Source organism: Pseudomonas moorei (assembly GCF_042846945.1).
Classification (GTDB): Bacteria; Pseudomonadota; Gammaproteobacteria; order Pseudomonadales; family Pseudomonadaceae; genus Aquipseudomonas; species Aquipseudomonas moorei.
This window is the reverse complement of record NZ_AP035776.1, coordinates 2,545,478-2,563,987: the sequence shown is the minus strand read 5'-3', so window position 1 is coordinate 2,563,987 and position 18,510 is coordinate 2,545,478. Positions and strand designations below refer to the sequence as shown.

Annotated in this window: 14 protein-coding genes; 11 read left to right on the top strand and 3 right to left on the bottom strand. The window is 59.7% G+C overall.

The window, feature by feature from the left end:
* Positions 1–22 precede the first annotated feature (22 nt).
* Both ACGJAX_RS11820 and dapC read left to right on the top strand, forming a co-directional pair.
* The gene (locus ACGJAX_RS11820) at positions 23–2,725 is read left to right on the top strand and encodes a [protein-PII] uridylyltransferase (protein ID WP_390959038.1); all 2,703 of its coding nucleotides are present in this window, start codon (positions 23–25) and stop codon (positions 2,723–2,725) included.
* A 182-nt stretch (positions 2,726–2,907) separates the two neighbouring features.
* Positions 2,908–4,107: a succinyldiaminopimelate transaminase gene (gene dapC, locus ACGJAX_RS11815; RefSeq protein ID WP_390959036.1), complete on the top strand. Its 1,200-nt coding sequence runs from the start codon at positions 2,908–2,910 to the stop codon at positions 4,105–4,107.
* Between the two features lie 536 nt (positions 4,108–4,643).
* On the opposite strand, the gene ACGJAX_RS11810 is transcribed toward dapC, so the two are convergent.
* Positions 4,644–5,093, bottom strand: a complete 450-nt coding sequence (locus tag ACGJAX_RS11810; RefSeq protein WP_390959034.1) for a hemerythrin domain-containing protein — start codon at positions 5,091–5,093, stop codon at positions 4,644–4,646.
* A 798-nt stretch (positions 5,094–5,891) separates the two neighbouring features.
* On the opposite strand from ACGJAX_RS11810, the gene ACGJAX_RS11805 reads away from it, so the two are divergent.
* The 4 genes from ACGJAX_RS11805 (at position 5,892) to ACGJAX_RS11790 (ending at position 9,036) form a co-directional block, all read left to right on the top strand.
* Entirely contained in the window at positions 5,892–6,200 is a 309-nt protein-coding gene (locus ACGJAX_RS11805) for a Spx/MgsR family RNA polymerase-binding regulatory protein (protein WP_390959852.1), read from the top strand.
* Positions 6,201–6,232: 32 nt separating this feature from the next.
* The gene (gene dapD, locus ACGJAX_RS11800) at positions 6,233–7,267 is read left to right on the top strand and encodes a 2,3,4,5-tetrahydropyridine-2,6-dicarboxylate N-succinyltransferase (protein WP_090316911.1); all 1,035 of its coding nucleotides are present in this window, start codon (positions 6,233–6,235) and stop codon (positions 7,265–7,267) included.
* 162 nt (positions 7,268–7,429) lie between these two features.
* Positions 7,430–8,635, top strand: coding sequence for an aminotransferase class V-fold PLP-dependent enzyme (locus ACGJAX_RS11795; protein ID WP_390959032.1), 1,206 nt, complete (start codon positions 7,430–7,432; stop codon positions 8,633–8,635).
* Positions 8,632–9,036, top strand: coding sequence for a SufE family protein (locus tag ACGJAX_RS11790; protein ID WP_390959030.1), 405 nt, complete (start codon positions 8,632–8,634; stop codon positions 9,034–9,036). The genes ACGJAX_RS11795 and ACGJAX_RS11790 overlap by 4 nt, the downstream gene beginning before the upstream one ends.
* Before the next feature lie 100 nt (positions 9,037–9,136).
* On the opposite strand, the gene tcdA is transcribed toward ACGJAX_RS11790, so the two are convergent.
* Positions 9,137–9,949, bottom strand: coding sequence for a tRNA cyclic N6-threonylcarbamoyladenosine(37) synthase TcdA (tcdA, locus tag ACGJAX_RS11785; RefSeq protein WP_189340452.1), 813 nt, complete (start codon positions 9,947–9,949; stop codon positions 9,137–9,139).
* A 224-nt stretch (positions 9,950–10,173) separates the two neighbouring features.
* Here tcdA and ACGJAX_RS11780 point away from each other — a divergent pair, with 224 nt between their 5' ends.
* The 4 genes from ACGJAX_RS11780 to ACGJAX_RS11765 all read left to right on the top strand — a co-directional run bounded on the left by ACGJAX_RS11780 (position 10,174) and on the right by ACGJAX_RS11765 (position 15,403).
* The gene (locus tag ACGJAX_RS11780) at positions 10,174–12,765 is read left to right on the top strand and encodes a glycosyltransferase (protein ID WP_090316903.1); all 2,592 of its coding nucleotides are present in this window, start codon (positions 10,174–10,176) and stop codon (positions 12,763–12,765) included.
* A 219-nt stretch (positions 12,766–12,984) separates the two neighbouring features.
* Positions 12,985–14,136: a succinyl-diaminopimelate desuccinylase gene (gene dapE / locus ACGJAX_RS11775; RefSeq protein WP_390959027.1), complete on the top strand. Its 1,152-nt coding sequence runs from the start codon at positions 12,985–12,987 to the stop codon at positions 14,134–14,136.
* The gene (locus ACGJAX_RS11770) at positions 14,136–14,945 is read left to right on the top strand and encodes a putative RNA methyltransferase (RefSeq protein ID WP_390959025.1); all 810 of its coding nucleotides are present in this window, start codon (positions 14,136–14,138) and stop codon (positions 14,943–14,945) included. The genes dapE and ACGJAX_RS11770 overlap by 1 nt, the downstream gene beginning before the upstream one ends.
* A gap of 80 nt (positions 14,946–15,025) precedes the next feature.
* Positions 15,026–15,403, top strand: a complete 378-nt coding sequence (locus ACGJAX_RS11765; RefSeq protein WP_020799880.1) for a hypothetical protein — start codon at positions 15,026–15,028, stop codon at positions 15,401–15,403.
* A 143-nt stretch (positions 15,404–15,546) separates the two neighbouring features.
* On the opposite strand, the gene ACGJAX_RS11760 is transcribed toward ACGJAX_RS11765, so the two are convergent.
* The gene (locus tag ACGJAX_RS11760) at positions 15,547–15,756 is read right to left on the bottom strand and encodes a cold shock domain-containing protein (RefSeq protein ID WP_019647794.1); all 210 of its coding nucleotides are present in this window, start codon (positions 15,754–15,756) and stop codon (positions 15,547–15,549) included.
* Positions 15,757–15,989: 233 nt separating this feature from the next.
* Here ACGJAX_RS11760 and plsB point away from each other — a divergent pair, with 233 nt between their 5' ends.
* The gene (plsB, locus tag ACGJAX_RS11755) at positions 15,990–18,482 is read left to right on the top strand and encodes a glycerol-3-phosphate 1-O-acyltransferase PlsB (protein WP_390959023.1); all 2,493 of its coding nucleotides are present in this window, start codon (positions 15,990–15,992) and stop codon (positions 18,480–18,482) included.
* The last annotated feature ends 28 nt before the right edge of the window (positions 18,483–18,510 follow it).

The window sequence follows — 18,510 nt, the reverse complement described above, 5'->3', positions numbered from 1 at the left end:
TTATAGAAAGGAAAGCCAATCGATGCCGCAGGTGGATCCAGAACTCTTCGATCGCGGCCAGTTCCAGGCTGAACTGGCCCTGAAGGCAAGCCCCATTGCGGCCTTCAAGAAGGCGATCCGCCAGGCCCGCGAGGTGCTCGACGGGCGCTTTCGCAGCGGCCGGGACATTCGCCGGCTGATCGAGGACCGTGCCTGGTTCGTCGATAACATCCTGCAAAAGGCCTGGGAGCAGTTCAACTGGAGTGAAGACGCCGACATCGCACTGGTAGCGGTCGGTGGCTATGGTCGGGGCGAACTGCACCCGTATTCAGACATTGACCTGTTGATCCTGCTCGACAGCGCCGATCACGAAATCTTCCGTGACTCCATCGAGCGCTTTCTGACGTTGCTGTGGGACATTGGCCTGGAAGTCGGTCAGAGCGTTCGCTCGGTCGAAGAGTGCGCCGTCGAGGCCCGCGCCGATCTGACGGTTGTCACCAACCTGATGGAAAGCCGCACCATCTGTGGCCCCGAGCGCTTGCGCCAACGCATGCTGGACGTCACCAGCACCGCACACATGTGGCCGAGCAAGGATTTCTTCCTGGCCAAGCGTGCCGAACAGAAGGCCCGTCACCACAAGTACAACGACACCGAATACAACCTGGAACCCAACGTCAAAGGCTCGCCGGGCGGACTAAGGGATATTCAGACGATTCTGTGGGTGGCTCGTCGCGAGTACGGCACCCTGAACCTGCGCGCACTGGCAGGAGAAGGTTTCTTGGTAGAAAGCGAAAACGCCCTGCTGGCCTCGTCCCAGGAGTTCCTGTGGAAGGTGCGTTACGCCCTGCACATGCTCGCTGGACGTTCGGAAGATCGCCTGCTGTTCGATCACCAGCGCACCATTGCCAAGCTGCTGGGGTTCGAAGGTGACGATGCCAAGCAAGCCATCGAAAACTTCATGCAGCAGTATTACCGGGTGGTGATGAGCATCGCTCAGCTCAGCGACTTGATCATCCAGCACTTCGAAGAGGTCATCCTCGCGCCGGATGATCAAGCGCCGCCGCAGCCGATCAACTCGCGATTCCAGCTCCACGATGGCTACATCGAGGCGCGCAACGACAACGTGTTCCGCCGCACTCCGTTTGCCATGCTCGAAATCTTCGTGCTGATGGCCCAGCAACCGGAAATCAAGGGCGTACGTGCCGACACCATTCGCCTGCTGCGTGAGAACCGGCACCTGATCGACGACGATTTCCGCAACGATATTCGCAACACCAGCCTGTTCATCGAATTGTTCAAGTGCAAGATCGGCATCCATCGCAACCTGCGACGCATGAACCGTTACGGCATCCTCGGGCGCTATCTGCCGGAATTCGGCTTTATCGTCGGACAGATGCAGCACGACCTGTTTCACATCTATACGGTCGACGCCCACACTCTGAATCTGATCAAACACCTGCGTAAGTTGCAGTACACGCAGGTGTCGGAAAAATTCCCGCTAGCCAGCAAGCTCATGGGCAAACTGCCCAAACCCGAGCTGATCTACCTGGCCGGGCTGTATCACGACATCGGCAAGGGCCGGCATGGCGACCACTCGGATATCGGCGCCGTGGATGCGGAGGCTTTTTGCCAGCGTCACCAACTGCCCGTGTGGGACAGTCGCCTGATCGTCTGGCTGGTGCAGAACCATCTGGTGATGTCGACCACCGCCCAGCGCAAGGACTTGTCAGACCCGCAGGTGATCCACGATTTCGCACAGATCGTCGGCGATGAAACCCGCCTCAATTACCTCTACGTGTTGACCGTCGCCGACATCAACGCCACCAACCCGACGCTGTGGAACTCCTGGCGCGCCAGCCTCCTGCGCCAGCTCTACACCGAAACCAAGCGTGCCCTTCGACGCGGCCTGGAAAACCCGGTTGATCGCGAAGAGCAGATCCGCCAGACCCAGAGCGCCGCCCTGGACATCCTGGTGCGCGGCGGCACCGATCCGGACGATGTCGAGCAGCTTTGGGCGCAACTGGGCGATGACTATTTCCTGCGCCATACCGCCGGCGACGTGGCCTGGCACAGCGATGCGATCCTTCAGCAGCCAGCCGATGGCGGGCCACTGGTGCTGATCAAGGAAACCACTCAGCGCGAGTTCGAGGGTGGCACGCAGATCTTCATCTACGCCCCCGACCAGCACGACTTCTTTGCCGTGACCGTCGCCGCGATGGACCAGCTCAACCTGAACATCCACGACGCCCGGGTCATCACCTCCAGCAGCCAGTTCACCCTCGACACCTACATTGTGCTCGACGCGGATGGCGACTCGATCGGCGATAACCCGGAGCGGGTCAAGGAGATCCGCGACGGACTGACCGAAGCCTTGCGAAATCCGGACGACTACCCGACCATCATCCAGCGCCGGGTCCCCCGCCAGCTCAAGCATTTCGCCTTCGCGCCGCAGGTGACGATCCACAACGACGCCCAGCGCCCGGTCACCGTGCTTGAACTGACCGCTCCCGACCGCCCTGGCCTGCTGGCGCGGATCGGAACGATCTTCCTGGAATTCGACCTGTCGTTGCAGAACGCCAAGATTGCGACCTTGGGCGAACGGGTGGAAGACGTGTTTTTCATCACCGACGCCAACAACCAGCCATTGTCCGACCCGCAGCTGTGCAGCCGGTTACAGGATGCAATCGTCGAGCAGTTAAGCGTCAATCAGGAACCCGAAATCAAACTGTCGCGAATCAGTATCTGACATGACAAATTTTCCCCTGTGGAAGCGAGCCAGCCCTTTGTAGGAGCCGGCTTGCCAGCGATGGACCCAAGAACACCGCGTTTACCCGGCAAGCACGCGTTATCGTTAACGACCATCGCTGGCAAGCCGGCTCCCACAGGAAACATGGGTTGCCCACACCCCGCACCGAACGAGATCTACCGATGAACAACGCTCTGACCCAGCTCCAGCCCTACCCTTTCGAAAAGCTCCGCGCGCTGCTCGGTAGCGTCACGCCAAACCCGGAAAAACGTGCCATCGCACTGTCCATCGGCGAGCCGAAACACCGTTCGCCAAGCTTTGTCGCCGAAGCCCTGGCAAGCAATCTGGATCAGATGGCCGTATACCCGACCACCCTCGGCATCCCGGCCCTGCGTGAAGCCATCGCCGCGTGGTGCGAGCGTCGCTTCAACGTCCCTAACGGCTGGATTGACCCGGCGCGCAACGTGCTGCCAGTCAACGGTACCCGTGAAGCGCTGTTCGCCTTCACCCAGACCGTCATCAACCGTGGCGACGATGCATTGGTGGTCAGCCCGAACCCGTTCTATCAGATCTACGAAGGCGCCGCGTTCCTGGCCGGAGCCAAGCCGCACTACTTGCCATGCCTGGATGAAAACGGCTTCAACCCGGATTTCGACGCCGTTTCACCGGACATCTGGAAACGCTGCCAGATCCTGTTCCTGTGCTCGCCAGGCAATCCGACCGGCGCACTGATCCCGGTCGAAACGCTGAAAAATCTGATTTCCCTGGCCGATGAGTACGACTTCGTGATCGCTGCCGACGAGTGCTACAGCGAACTGTACTTCGACGAACAAACCCCGCCGGCCGGCCTGCTCAGTGCCTGCGTGGAACTGGGCCGCAAGGACTTCAAGCGTTGCGTGGTATTCCATAGCCTGTCCAAGCGCTCGAACCTGCCGGGCCTGCGTTCGGGTTTTGTCGCCGGTGATGCGGACATTCTCAAAGGCTTCTTGCTGTATCGCACTTACCACGGCTGCGCGATGCCGGTGCAAACCCAACTGGCCAGCGTTGCCGCGTGGAACGACGAAGTGCACGTGCGCGCCAACCGTGCGTTGTACCGCGAGAAGTATGACGCGGTGCTGGAGATCCTCAGCCCGGTCATGGACGTACAGCGCCCGGATGGTGGTTTTTACCTGTGGCCGAATGTGGCCGGTGACGACGCGGCCTTCTGCCGTGACCTGTTCGAACAGGAGCATGTGACCGTGGTGCCGGGCTCCTACCTGTCGCGGGATGTCGATGGCGTCAACCCGGGTGCTGGCCGTGTGCGCATGGCCCTGGTTGCACCGTTGGCTGAATGTGTCGAGGCTGCAGAACGTATCCGCGACTTCATCCAGCGCCGTAAATAAGCGCAATACCTGCAGGAACCGAGTTTGCTCGCGATGGTGTATTCAAGAGCTCCATCGCCGGCAAGCCCTACTCTTGCTGGACAAACGGTTATTTGACCTGACCGAGTTTCGCCCCACTCAAGTCCTGTTCACCCAGTACCTCGCGCAGTACGTCATCGGCAATCTGGTGGACAGCCGCCAGACGCTCTGCCCCCAGAAAAACCGCAACACCAGCAGCACCAGGAATATAACTGGGCTTCTTGGGCCGTTCTGTAATTCAGAGTCAGGATGAAGCAAGGCAGGGCTTGGCCTTGAAGATTTTGTCCCGTGCAAAACTCTATCTCACACAGTGTGTGATCGTTGTTAAATAGTCTTTGATCTTTGTGTAGTTGGCACAGACGCCAAAGCGAAAGGACTTGCAACGAGAAACAGTCAATACACAGACACCCCGGCGAGCCAATGAGACTGGGGAAAAAATTACCTGGCACCCACACAACCACTAAATCAGGTCGAATACTAAGTAGTCGTTAAACTTTAACGTCTACGGTGAACTCCAATTAATGCCATTGACGCTTTATTTCCTGCCACTGGTTGTCTGACAGCCACTTATCTGCCACCGGAAAGAAAATATTCTCCTCCGCGTCCATATGATCGTAATATTTTTTGATGAAGTCATCGATAGTGTCAGCAATCACTCTCGTTTCCTGAGTTGTGTCCTCCAACATCTTCAGCTGTCCAGCAATGCGCCCAAACGCCTGATGATCTCGCTCGATATCCTTGACCCGCTGGTGGATCGGTGCATCAGTCGCTAGCAAGGCCAGTCGAATAAGTTCTTCATTTTCATGGTGGTGTCGCTCTGCATCACCATGCAAGGCTTCCAACATCTTGAACAACGGACTGCAGTCATTGGAGCCATGTCTCAGCTGCCTCAGCAACTCATTGATCTGAGTAATTTTTATAGCCACTTCATGATGATAGGCCTGAAGTTCTTTCAACAAGACGTTCATATCAAATCCTCGTCACGACACCAAACCATCACAGAAAAATATTTTTAACAAGCAACCTCATTTGATACCCACGCCTTTAAATTTCCATAATTTCCAACACCTTGCAGCACGCGTCGACTAATACTATTTAACCTATTTAGTATAGGCGAGCGAAGAGCTCTCACCCCGGGAAATTTGCCGCCCTTGGAACAAATTAAAATATCAAGTGAATGTTCATATGCACTATTTAATTTGCTGGATGGCCGCCTGCGAATATGAGAGGAAAAAGCAGCACCCATCATCGACGCACCATCGACCGGCGACCATGAGCTTGATCCAGTCGGCACGGCTCAAGAGGCATGAACCGTATGCTTATCTGAGGGGTCGCTCTCACATGCCTGCCGACTCACCGGGCGAGTGAGATCGCCCGTCCGATCAGACGTGAAATGCCGATCAATATGAGCATGATCCGAACGGTGTAGGCGGTTTGCATAACGCTGGATTTCCGGGCGATCGACAGCATTGAAGTGCCACATTAGCCGCTTAGACTGTGCACTGACCTTTGCACCAATGTCGCACGCAGCAATCACCGCTATCACCCCAAACCCTGCAGGAGCCTTGCTTGCTCACGATAGCGTCGGATCAGCCATCATCAATGTTGAATGTTAAGCCGCCATCGCGAGCAAGCTCGCTTCCACAGGATTTGCGCTTCCATGGCATAATCCCGGACCTTTCATTTCCGGCACCTGTAAAGGGGGCGATTCCTTGACCGTTTCAAGTAAAACGTTGCACCTTTTCGGCATCAAAGCCTGCGACACCATGAAAAAGGCGCGCACCTGGCTTGATGAACACGCTGTCAGCTATGACTGCCATGATTACAAGGCGGTCGGTATCGACCGTGAACACCTGACCCAATGGTGCAACGAGCACGGCTGGGAAGTGGTGTTGAACCGTGCAGGCACGACCTTTCGCAAGCTCGACGACGAACGCAAAGCCGATCTCGACCAGTCGAAAGCCATCGAGCTGATGCTCGCACAACCTTCGATGATCAAGCGCCCGGTGCTCGATCTCGGTGACCGAACCCTGATTGGCTTCAAGCCAGATATCTACGCGGCAGCACTCAAGTAAGCAGCCCGTTCCAATTTGCTAGAGGTATCAACATGTCCACTACCCCGTTCAGCCTGGCCTTTGGTGTCGGCACTCAAAACCGTCAAGGCGCATGGCTGGAAGTGTTTTACGCGCAGCCATTGCTCAATCCGTCCGCCGAACTGATCGCTGCCATTGCCCCGATTCTGGGCTACACCGAAGGCAACCAGGCCATCGCCTTCACCACCGCACAGGCTTCGCAACTGGCTGAAGCGGTCAAAGCGGTCGACGCTGCCCAGGCCGCCCTGCTGACCCGTCTGGCCGAGAGCCACAAGCCGTTGGTCGCGACCATTCTGGCCGAAGACGCTCAACTGACTTCCACACCTGAGGCTTACCTCAAGCTGCACCTGCTGTCCCATCGTCTGGTCAAGCCGCACGGCCTGAACCTGGCCGGTGTGTTCCCGCTGCTGCCAAACGTGGCATGGACCAGCCAGGGTGCAATCGACCTGGCCGAACTGGCCGAGCATCAACTGGAAGCCCGCCTGCGTGGCGAATTGCTCGAAGTGTTCTCGGTAGACAAGTTCCCGAAAATGACCGACTACGTCGTACCGGCCGGCGTGCGTATCGCTGACGCGGCACGTCTGCGCCTGGGCGCTTACGTTGGTGAAGGCACCACCGTGATGCACGAAGGTTTCGTCAACTTCAACGCTGGCACCGAAGGTCCGGGGATGATCGAAGGCCGTGTATCGGCTGGCGTGTTCGTCGGCAAAGGCTCTGACCTGGGCGGCGGCTGCTCGACCATGGGCACCCTGTCGGGCGGCGGCAACATCGTGATCAAGGTGGGCGAAGGCTGCCTGATCGGCGCCAACGCCGGTATCGGTATCCCGCTGGGCGACCGCAACACCGTTGAATCGGGCCTGTACGTGACCGCTGGCACCAAAGTGGCGCTGCTGGACGAGAAAAACCAGTTGGTCAAAGTGGTCAAGGCCCGTGAACTGGCCGGTCAGCCTGACCTGCTGTTCCGTCGCAATTCGGAAACCGGTGCCGTGGAGTGCAAAACCCACAAATCGGCGATCGAACTGAACGAAGCGCTGCACGCTCACAACTAAGCGTCACACAAGCTCACCTGTAGGAGCGAGCCTGCTCGCGATGGACGTCAACGATAACGCGGGGCATCAGATAGCCCGTGTCGTCCACTCGATCATCGCGAGCAGGCTCGCTCCCACAGGGGTCTGGCGTACGCCCGCCCAAGTTCAACAGGGCTCAAAAGCATGATGATTCCCTCCCCCTGGCGCGCCGACTTTCCGGCCATCGCCGCGCTGCAACGGCAAGACCAGACCTATCTGGACAACGCCGCCACCACGCAAAAACCTCAAGCCCTGCTCGATGCCCTCACGCATTACTACGCCAATGGCGCGGCCAACGTGCATCGGGCGCAACACCTGCCAGGTGCTCACGCCACCCAGGCGTTCGAGGACAGCCGCAGCAAAGTCGCCCAGTGGCTCAATGCCGGTGACAGCGGGCAGATTATCTTCACCCACGGCGCGACGTCTGCGCTGAATCTCCTGGCCTATGGCCTGGAACACGTATTCAACCCGGGCGATGAAATTGTCATCAGCGCCCTGGAACATCACGCCAACCTGCTGCCATGGCAGCAACTGGCGAAGCGTCGCGCATTGAAACTGGTGATCCTGCCGCTGAACGCCGACGGTCTGATCGACCTCGAAGCCGCGGCGCAATTGATCGGCCCGCACACACGCCTGTTGGCGGTCAGCCAATTGTCCAACGTGCTCGGCGCCTGGCAACCGCTGCCCGCATTGTTGGCGATGGCCAAGGCGCACAATGCATTGACTGTGATCGACGGTGCCCAAGGCGTGGTCCATGGTCGACATGACGTCCAGGCACTGGGTTGCGACTTCTATGTGTTTTCCAGCCACAAGCTCTATGGCCCCGATGGCCTGGGCGTGCTGTTTGGACGCCATGAAGCTCTGAAACAGCTTCAGCCCTGGCAGTTCGGCGGCGAGATGGTGCTGGACGCCAACTACCACGACGCACGTTTTCGCCCTGCACCGCTGGGATTTGAGGCGGGCACACCGCCCATTGCCAGTGTGATCGGTCTGGGCGCGACTCTGGATTACCTCGCCGGGCTTGATCAGGACGCCGTGTCCGCCCATGAAGCGGCACTGCATGACTATCTGATCAAAGGCCTTGAGGCGCGCAACGGCATCCGCCTGCTGGGTACACCGCAAGTGGCACTGGCCAGTTTTACCGTCGAGGGTGTGCATAACTCCGATCTGGCCCACTTGCTGACCGAGCAAGGGATCGCCGTTCGCGCCGGTCATCACTGCGCCATGCCATTGCTCAAAAGCCTTCAACTGGCCGGGGCGATTAGGGTGTCGCTGGGGTTATACAATGACTCTGAAGACCTTGAGCGCTTCTTTGAAGCCCTGGACCAGGCACTGGAGTTGCTTCGATGAGTTTGCCCGACGATGCCGTGACCGCCCTGCAAGCCTTTCAGAATGCGCCCGGCTGGGAACAACGGGCACGCCTGTTGATGCAATGGGGCGAACGCCTGCCGGCGTTGAGCGATGAGGATAAAGTCGAGGCCAACCGCGTGCACGGCTGTGAAAGCCAGGTATGGCTGGTGGGCGAGCTGCGCGATGGTCATTGGCAGTTCAGCGCCAACAGCGATGCGCGGTTGATTCGCGGATTGGTGGCGTTGCTGCTGGCGCGAGTCAACGGCTTGTCGGCGATTGAGTTGCAACAGGTGGATTTGCCGGACTGGTTCAATCAGCTGGGGCTCGGTCGCCAGTTGTCCCAGTCCCGTAGCAATGGTTTGAATGCTGTTTTACAGCGGATGCGTGACTTGGCAGGTTAATAGCCATCGCGAGCTGGCTCGTTCCCACCAGGGATTTGTATTCGACGCCTATCCAATGTGTGTGCGAGCCTGCTCGCGATGAGGCCATCAGCAACAACCATCAAACCTCAGGTTTGACCCGATCCGCCGGCCGCCGCACCCCCGCCACGATCTTATCCACAGCCTTGGTCGCCGCGACCATGCCGAACGTCGCCGTCACCATCATCACCGCGCCAAACCCGCCGGCGCAGTCGAGCTTCACACCATCACCGACAAAACTCTTCTGCAGGCAAATGCTGCCGTCCGGTTTCGGGTAGCGCAGCTGCTCGGTGGAAAACACGCAGGGCACGCTGTAATGGCGGGTCACGGTGCGCGAGAAGCCATAGTCGCGGCGCAGGGTTGAGCGCACTTTCGAGGCCAATGGGTCGTTGAAGGTGCGGTTGAGGTCACAGACCTGGATCAATGTCGGATCAATCTGCCCGCCCGCGCCGCCAGTGGTGATGATCTGGATCTTGCGGCGCTTGCACCAGGCGATCAGCGCCGCCTTCGCATTGACGCTGTCGATGCAATCGATCACGCAGTCGATGTTCGGCGTGATGTACTCGGCCATGGTCTCGCGGGTGACGAAATCCGCCACCGCGTGCACGGTACAGTCCGGGTTGATACCGCGCAGGCGCTCGGCCATCACCTCGACCTTGGGCTTGCCAACGGTGCTGTCCAGCGCATGCAACTGACGGTTGGCATTGCTGACGCAAACGTCGTCCAGGTCGAACAGCGAAATCTCGCCCACGCCGCTACGGGCCATGGCTTCCGCCGCCCAGGAACCGACACCTCCGACGCCGACGATCGCCACATGGGCCGCGCGCAGGCGCTCAAGGCCTTCGATGCCATACAAACGGGCAATACCAGCAAACCGCGGATCTTCTGTACTCATGACCATTACCCCAAAAACCGGCGCGCATTATAGAGGGTGTCCGGCCTTCTAATAAGATTTAACTTTCAAGCTACAAGTGTAAGAACTTATGTGAAAGCACATTGCCCAATGTCGGGCATTTCCCTGTCCGCTGTACGGTCAGTGAATCGCCGGTGTAGGATGCGCGCCCCTTGGCGGTAGCCAACCGTTCCTTCGTTCCACAGCCTTTGGAACCCGAAATAGCTATGTCATCGCGTAAATTTGGACTCAATCTGGTGGTGGTGCTCGCCATCGCCGCCTTGTTTACCGGCTTCTGGGCGCTGATCAATCGCCCGGTCACCGCTCCCAACTGGCCTGAACAGATTTCCGGCTTCTCGTATTCGCCGTTCCAGCAGGGCCAATTCCCACAGAAGGACCAGTACCCCACTGACGACCAGATGCGACGTGATCTGGAGATCATGAGCAAGCTGACGGACAACATCCGTATTTACTCGGTCGACGGCACGCTGGAGGACATCCCCAAGCTCGCGGAAGAATTCGGCCTGCGGGTGACCCTGGGGATCTGGATCAGCCCGGACCAGGAGCGTAACGAGCGAGAAATCGCCCGGGCCATCGAGCTGGCCAACACTTCGCGCAGCGTCGTGCGTGTGGTTGTAGGCAACGAGGCGATTTTCCGTAAGGAAATTACCGCCCAGGAACTCAGCGTACTGCTGGACCGCGTTCGCGCCGCCGTGAAGGTGCCGGTCACCACGTCCGAGCAGTGGCACGTCTGGGAAGAACACCCGGAACTGGCCAAGCACGTCGACCTGATCGCCGCGCACGTTCTTCCTTACTGGGAATTTATCCCGGTGGACAAGGCTCAGCAGTTCGTTCTGGACCGCGCCCGCGACCTGAAAAAGCTGTTCCCGAAAAAACCGCTGTTGCTGTCTGAAGTCGGCTGGCCGAGCAACGGCCGCATGCGCGGGGGCGCCGACGCGTCGCCGGCAGACCAGGCGATCTACTTGCGCAACCTGGTCAACAAACTCAACCGCCAGGGCTTCAACTACTTCGTGATCGAGGCCTTTGACCAGCCGTGGAAGGCCAGCGACGAAGGTTCGGTGGGTGCGTATTGGGGCGTGTTCAATGCCGCGCGCCAGCAGAAATTCAACTTCGAAGGCCCGGTAGTCGCCATTCCGCAATGGCGCGTACTGGCTATTGGCTCGGTGGTGCTCGCACTGCTGTCGCTGACCCTGCTGATGATCGACGGTTCGGCCCTGCGCCAACGTGGTCGTACCTTCCTGACGTTTATCGCGTTCCTCTGCGGTTCGGTGTTGGTATGGATCGGTTATGACTACAGCCAGCAATACAGCACCTGGTTCAGCCTGACGGTGGGCTTCCTGCTCGCCCTTGGTGCGCTCGGGGTGTTTATCGTGCTGCTCACCGAGGCACATGAACTGGCCGAGGCGGTGTGGACTCACAAGCGCCGCCGGGAATTCCTGCCGGTGGTCGGTGATTCGAGCTACCGTCCCAAAGTGTCAATTCACGTGCCCTGCTACAACGAGCCGCCCGAGATGGTCAAACAGACCCTCGATGCCCTGGCCAACCTTGACTATCCGGACTTCGAAGTCCTGATTATCGACAACAACACCAAGGACCCGGCGGTCTGGGAACCGGTGCGTGACTACTGCGAAACCCTCGGCCCGCGCTTCAAGTTTTTCCACGTCGCGCCATTGGCCGGCTTCAAGGGCGGTGCGCTGAACTACCTGATTCCGCATACCGCCAAGGACGCCGAAGTCATCGCAGTCATCGACTCGGATTATTGTGTGCATCCGAACTGGCTCAAGCATATGGTGCCGCACTTCGCCGATCCGAAAATCGCCGTGGTGCAATCGCCACAGGACTATCGCGACCAGAACGAAAGCACCTTCAAGAAGCTCTGCTACGCGGAATACAAAGGCTTCTTCCACATCGGCATGGTCACCCGCAACGACCGTGACGCGATCATCCAGCACGGCACCATGACCATGACCCGTCGCTCGGTGCTCGAAGAACTGGGCTGGGCCGACTGGTGCATCTGTGAGGACGCCGAGCTGGGTCTGCGGGTGTTCGAAAAAGGTCTGTCGGCGGCGTACTACCACGACAGTTACGGCAAGGGCCTGATGCCCGATACCTTTATCGACTTCAAGAAACAGCGGTTCCGCTGGGCCTACGGTGCCATTCAGATCATCAAGCGCCACACCGCCAGCCTGCTGCGCGGCAAGGACACCCAACTGACCCGCGGCCAGCGTTATCACTTCCTCGCGGGCTGGTTGCCGTGGGTGGCGGACGGCATGAACATCTTCTTCACCGTTGGTGCACTGCTGTGGTCGGCGGCGATGATCATCGTGCCGCAACGGGTCGATCCGCCGCTGCTGATCTTCGCAATCCCGCCTCTGGCACTGTTCGTGTTCAAGGTCGGCAAGATCATCTTCCTCTACCGCCGTGCGGTGGGCGTGAACCTGAAAGACGCGTTCTGCGCGGCCCTGGCCGGGCTGGCGTTGTCGCACACCATCGCCAAAGCGGTGCTGTACGGCTTCTTCACCAGCAGCATTCCGTTCTTCCGCACCCCGAAAAATGCCGACAACCACGGCTTCTGGGTGGCGATTTCGGAAGCTCGCGAAGAGGTGTTCATCATGCTGCTGCTATGGGGCGCGGCGCTGGGGATCTTCCTGGTCAACGGCATGCCGAGCAATGACATGCGCTTCTGGGTCACCATGTTGCTGGTGCAATCGCTGCCTTACCTGGCGGCGCTGATCATGGCGTTCCTGTCGTCGCTGCCAAAACCCGTGGCCGAGACGGCAACGGCACCTGCGGTCTAAATCTTCGCGGATGCACTAAACGGCGGCCTATGGTCGCCGTTTTGCTTTAAGATAACCGCCATTTTGCAGGGCTTGGCGCAATACGAATCCCTGTGGGAGGGAGCCTGCTCACGATGACGATGTAACAATCACAGATTATGTTGACTGACACGCCGCCATCGCGAGCGGCTCGCTCCCACATTGGCCCTTGCCCATATTCAAGTTTTCCGGAGTTTTCACATGACGGCCCACGCCGACCTTTCGCCGACCCTTCAACTCGCCATCGACCTGATCCGTCGTCCATCCGTGACGCCGGTCGACGCCGATTGCCAGAAGCAGATGATGCAGCGCCTGGGCGATGCCGGTTTTGCGCTCGAGCCGATGCGCATCGAGGATGTGGATAACTTCTGGGCTACCCACGGTAATCACGACAGTCCCGTACTGTGCTTTGCCGGTCACACCGACGTCGTACCGACCGGCCCTGTGACCGCCTGGCAGATCGACCCGTTCAACGCGGTGATCGACGAACACGGTATGCTCTGCGGCCGTGGCGCGGCGGACATGAAAGGCAGCCTCGCCGCCATGACCGTGGCCGCCGAACGTTTCGTCGCCGACTACCCGGATCACAAGGGCAAGGTCGCGTTCCTGATCACCAGTGACGAAGAAGGCCCGGCGCACCATGGCACCAAAGCCGTGGTCGAGCGCCTGGCCGCGCGCAAGGAGCGTCTGGACTGGTGCATCGTCGGCGAGCCGTCGAGCACAACCCTGGTCGGTGACGTGGTCAAGAACGGCCGTCGCGGTTCCCTTGGCGCCAAGCTGACCGTCCGCGGCCTGCAGGGCCATGTCGCCTATCCGCATCTGGCGAAGAACCCGATCCACCTCGCTGCCCCGGCCCTGGCCGAACTGGCCGCCGAGCACTGGGATCACGGCAACGATTTTTTCCCGCCGACCAGTTTCCAGATTTCCAACGTCAACTCCGGCACCGGTGCGACCAACGTCATCCCCGGCGACCTGGTAGCGGTGTTCAACTTCCGCTTCTCTACCGAGTCGACCGTCGAAGGCCTGCAAAAACGCGTGGCCGACATCCTCGACAAACACCGTCTGGACTGGCACATCGACTGGGCACTGTCCGGCCTGCCATTCCTCACCGAACCGGGCGCGCTGCTCGACGCAGTCTCGTCCAGCATCAAGGACATCACCGGTCGCGAGACCAAGGCGTCCACCAGCGGCGGCACCTCCGACGGGCGTTTCATCGCCACCCTGGGCACGCAAGTGGTTGAGCTGGGGCCGGTCAACGCGACCATCCACCAGGTCAACGAACGGGTTCTGGCGGCTGATCTCGACGTGCTGACCGAAATCTATTACCAGACCCTGATCAAGTTGCTCGCCTGATGCTGGCCTGCCCGATATGCAGCGAACCGCTCAACGCGGTAGACAACGGCGTGGCCTGCCCCGCCGGGCATCGTTTCGACCGAGCACGCCAGGGTTACCTGAACCTGCTGCCGGTGCAGCACAAGAACAGCCGCGATCCCGGGGACAACCAGGCGATGGTCGAAGCCCGCCGCGACTTTCTGAACGCTGGGCACTACGCGCCGGTGGCCAGGCGCCTGGCGGAGCTGGCGGCCGGGTATGCGCCGCAGCGCTGGCTGGACATCGGTTGTGGCGAGGGTTACTACACCGCGCAGATCGCCGATGCCTTGCCGGACGCCGACGGTTACGCGCTGGACATTTCCCGGGAAGCGGTCAAACGCGCCTGCAAACGCAATCCGCAACTGACCTGGTTGATCGCCAGCATGGCCCGCGTCCCCCTGGCCTCTGGCAGTTGCCAGTTCCTGGCCAGCGTCTTCAGCCCGCTGGACTGGCAAGAAGCCAAACGCCTGCTCAGCCCTGGCGGTGGACTGATGAAAGTCGGACCGACCAGCGGCCACCTGATGGAATTGCGCGAGCGGCTGTATGACGAAGTCCGCGAATACATTGACGACAAGCATCTGGACCTGGTGCCGGAAGGCATGGTGCTGGCGCACAGTGAAACCCTGGAATTCCGATTGACGCTCACCCGCGGTCAGGATCGTGCCAACCTGCTGGCCATGACGCCCCATGGTTGGCGCGCCAGTGCCGAGCGCCGCGCCGCGGTGATCGAGCAGGCCGAGCCGTTCGAGGTCACCGTGTCGATGCGCTACGATTATTTCGTTCTTCAATAACTTTCAATTTTGGCCTTGGGCGATCCCCCAAGGCCGGCTAAATCCGCGAATGGATTTTTCAGACCGCAGTGAGGACATCCATGCGCCAACCCGATATCGAGATTTACCTGAAAGACGCCGACGTCGACCACAAGGCCATCTCCGCCTGGCTCGGCGCCGCCCTGGGCCCGTGCACCGACTGGGTTCAGAAAGGCCAGACCTACAAGTGCAAGGCCGGTAACGTGCCGGTGACCTGGTTGCCGAAAGCCGTAGGAAAATGGAACAGCCTGTACCTGGAAAGCGACCAGACGCCGTGGGAAGACGACATCGCTTGTGCACGCGCCGCCTTTGCCGCGCTGAACGTCGAAGTGCGTTGCGCACCGGGGAGCTGGGTCGAGGAGGAAGGTGAGGAGACGGCCGATCGCTGGATTCGCATCAGTGCCGACGGTGAAGAAGAAATCACCTGGAAGACCGCTTAAAGCCTGAACATCGCACCTGTAGGAGCGAGCTTGCTCGCGATGGTCGTCAACGATAACGCGCCAATTCCGGAAAGCGCGGCTTCCTTGAGATCTTCGCGAGCAGGCTCGCTCCCACAGTGTTTTTTCTGGTCCGATGAATGTGCTTACAACCCCACCACATCCTCAGCCTGCAAACCCTTCTGCCCTTCCACCACCGCATATTCAACCTGCTGGCCTTCGGTCAGCGAGCGATGCCCCTCACCACGAATGGCCCGGTAGTGCACGAACACGTCCACCCCGTCCGCGCGCTGGATAAAACCGTAGCCCTTGGCGTCGTTGAACCACTTCACGTTGCCGGTTTCACGTGTTGCCATCTGTTCATACTCCTTTTTTATTATTGATCGGGCTTTTCGCAGGAAAGCCTCGAGAACATTGCTTGCACTGGTCGTGCCACTGTCTGGCCAGCGCGGGCTCGCCGAGTATATGACAGCCGTAAAAACTCTCAACTCACTTTACTTAGCCGCTTTTTTGCCGATTTTCAGCGAATCCGGCACACTATCGACCGCCCGAGCATTTGCTTGGTTTTATTCACTCACGCAGAAGCCGTATGACCCGTTCCCCCCTCCGCCGTCTTGTGTTTGGCACCCTGCGCCGACTTTTGTACCTCTGGGTTCGCTCGGAGACGATCAACCAGTCGTCGTTCACCCTTGACCTCGACCGCAGTCGCCCGGTGTTCTACGTCCTGCAAAATCCTTCGCTGACCGACCTCGCCGTGGTCGACACCGAATGCACCAAGGCCGGTCTGCCGCGCCCGGTGCTGCCGGTCTCGGTGGGCAATCTGCTGGAACCGGCCGCGTTCTTCTACCTGACACCGGACCCGGACTGGCTCGGCCGCCAGGACAAGCGCGGCGCTCCACCCACCTTGACCCGCCTGGTCAGCGCCTTGAGCCAGAACGCGGCCGAAGACGCACAGATCATTCCGGTCAGCGTGTTCTGGGGCCAGTCGCCGGACAGCGAATCCAGTCCGTGGAAACTCCTGTTCGCCGACAGCTGGGCCGTCACCGGGCGCCTGCGTCGCTTGCTCAGCATCATCGTGCTGGGGCGCAAGACCCGCGTGCAGTTCTCCGCGCCGATCCACCTGCGCGAACTGATCGACCACAACAAGGGCCACGAGCGCACCGTGCGCATGGCCCAGCGCATCCTGCGGGTGCACTTTCGCAACCTGAAAGCCGCCGTGATCGGCCCGGACATTTCCCACCGCCGCAATCTGGTCAAGGGCTTGCTCAACCAGCCACTGGTCAAACAGGCGATCATCGAAGAGGCCGAGCGCGAAAACATCTCACTGGAAAAAGCCAAGGCCCAGGCCCTGCGCTATGGCAACGAGATCGCCTCGGACTACACCTACACAGCGATCCGCTTCCTGGAAGTGGTACTGAGCTGGTTCTGGAACAAGATCTACGACGGCATCAAGGTCAATCACATCGAAGGTGTGCAGAAAGTCGCCCAGGGTCACGAAGTGATCTATGTGCCGTGCCACCGCAGCCACATCGACTACCTGCTGCTCTCCTATCTGCTGTTTCGCAACGGCCTGACCCCGCCGCACATTGCCGCCGGGATCAACCTCAACATGCCGATCATCGGCGGCCTGCTGCGGCGTGGCGGTGCGTTTTTCATGCGCCGTACCTTCAAGGGCAACCCGCTGTACACCTCGGTGTTCAACGAATACCTGCACACCCTGTTCACCAAGGGGTTCCCGGTGGAGTACTTCGTCGAAGGCGGGCGCTCACGCACCGGGCGCATGCTGCAACCGAAAACCGGGATGCTCGCGATCACCTTGCGCAGCTTCCTGCGTTCGTCGCGCATGCCCATCGTGTTCATACCGGTGTACATCGGCTACGAACGCGTACTGGAAGGCCGGACCTACCTCGGCGAATTGCGCGGCGCGAGCAAGAAGAAAGAATCGATCTTCGACATTTTCAAAGTCATCGGCGCGCTCAAGCAGCGCTTCGGCCAGGTGGCGGTGAACTTTGGCGAGCCGATCAAACTGGCGGAGTTCCTCGATAGCGAACAGCCGGGCTGGCGTAAACAGGAGCTTGGCCCGCAGTTCAAACCGGCCTGGCTCAACGAAACCACCAACCGTCTCGGCGAGAAAGTCGCGCAACATCTGAACGAAGCTGCCGCGATCAACCCGGTCAACCTGGTCGCTCTGGCACTGCTGTCCACCAGCCGCCTGGCGCTGGACGATCGCGCCATGGCGCGGGTGCTCGACCTGTATCTGGCGCTGCTGCGTAAAGTCCCGTACTCACCGCACACCACGTTGCCGGAAGGCGACGGCCGCGCGCTGATAGAGCATGTCAAGGACATGGACTTGCTGTCCGAGCAGAGCGATGCCTTGGGCAAGATCCTGTATCTGGACGAGCAGAACGCTGTCCTGATGACCTATTACCGCAACAACGTGCTGCACATTTTCGCGCTGCCGGCGCTGCTGGCGAGTTTCTTCCAGAGCGCCTCGCGCATGAACCGCGAACAGATCCTTCGCTACACCCGCGCGCTGTATCCGTACCTGCAAGCGGAGCTGTTCATACGCTGGTCGCTGGACGAACTCGATGCAGTGATCGATCAATGGCTCGAGGCCTTCGTCGAGCAGGGCCTGCTGCGCTTCGAGAACGGCGTATACCTGCGCCCGGCACCGAGCTCACGTCATTTCGTGCTGCTGACGCTGCTGTCAAAAAGCATCGCCCAGACCCTGCAGCGCTTCTACATGACCGTTTCCCTGCTGCTCAACAGCGGCCAGAACAGCATCAGCGCCGAAGAACTGGAAGACCTGTGCACGGTCATGGCCCAGCGCCTGTCGATCCTGCATGGCCTGAACGCTCCGGAATTCTTCGACAAAAGCCTGTTCCGCCACTTCATCCAGACCCTGCTCGACCTCGACGTGCTCAAACGCGATGCAGCCGGCAAGCTGGGCTATCACGAATTGCTCGGCGAACTGGCCGAAGGTGCGGCCAAACGGGTGTTGCCAGCGGAGATTCGTTTGTCGATCCGTCAGGTGGCCATGCATCGCAGTGAAGATGCAGCAGAGCTGGCAACGCCGCGCTGACCCGGATCGCAGAAGCAAGGAAGCTTCT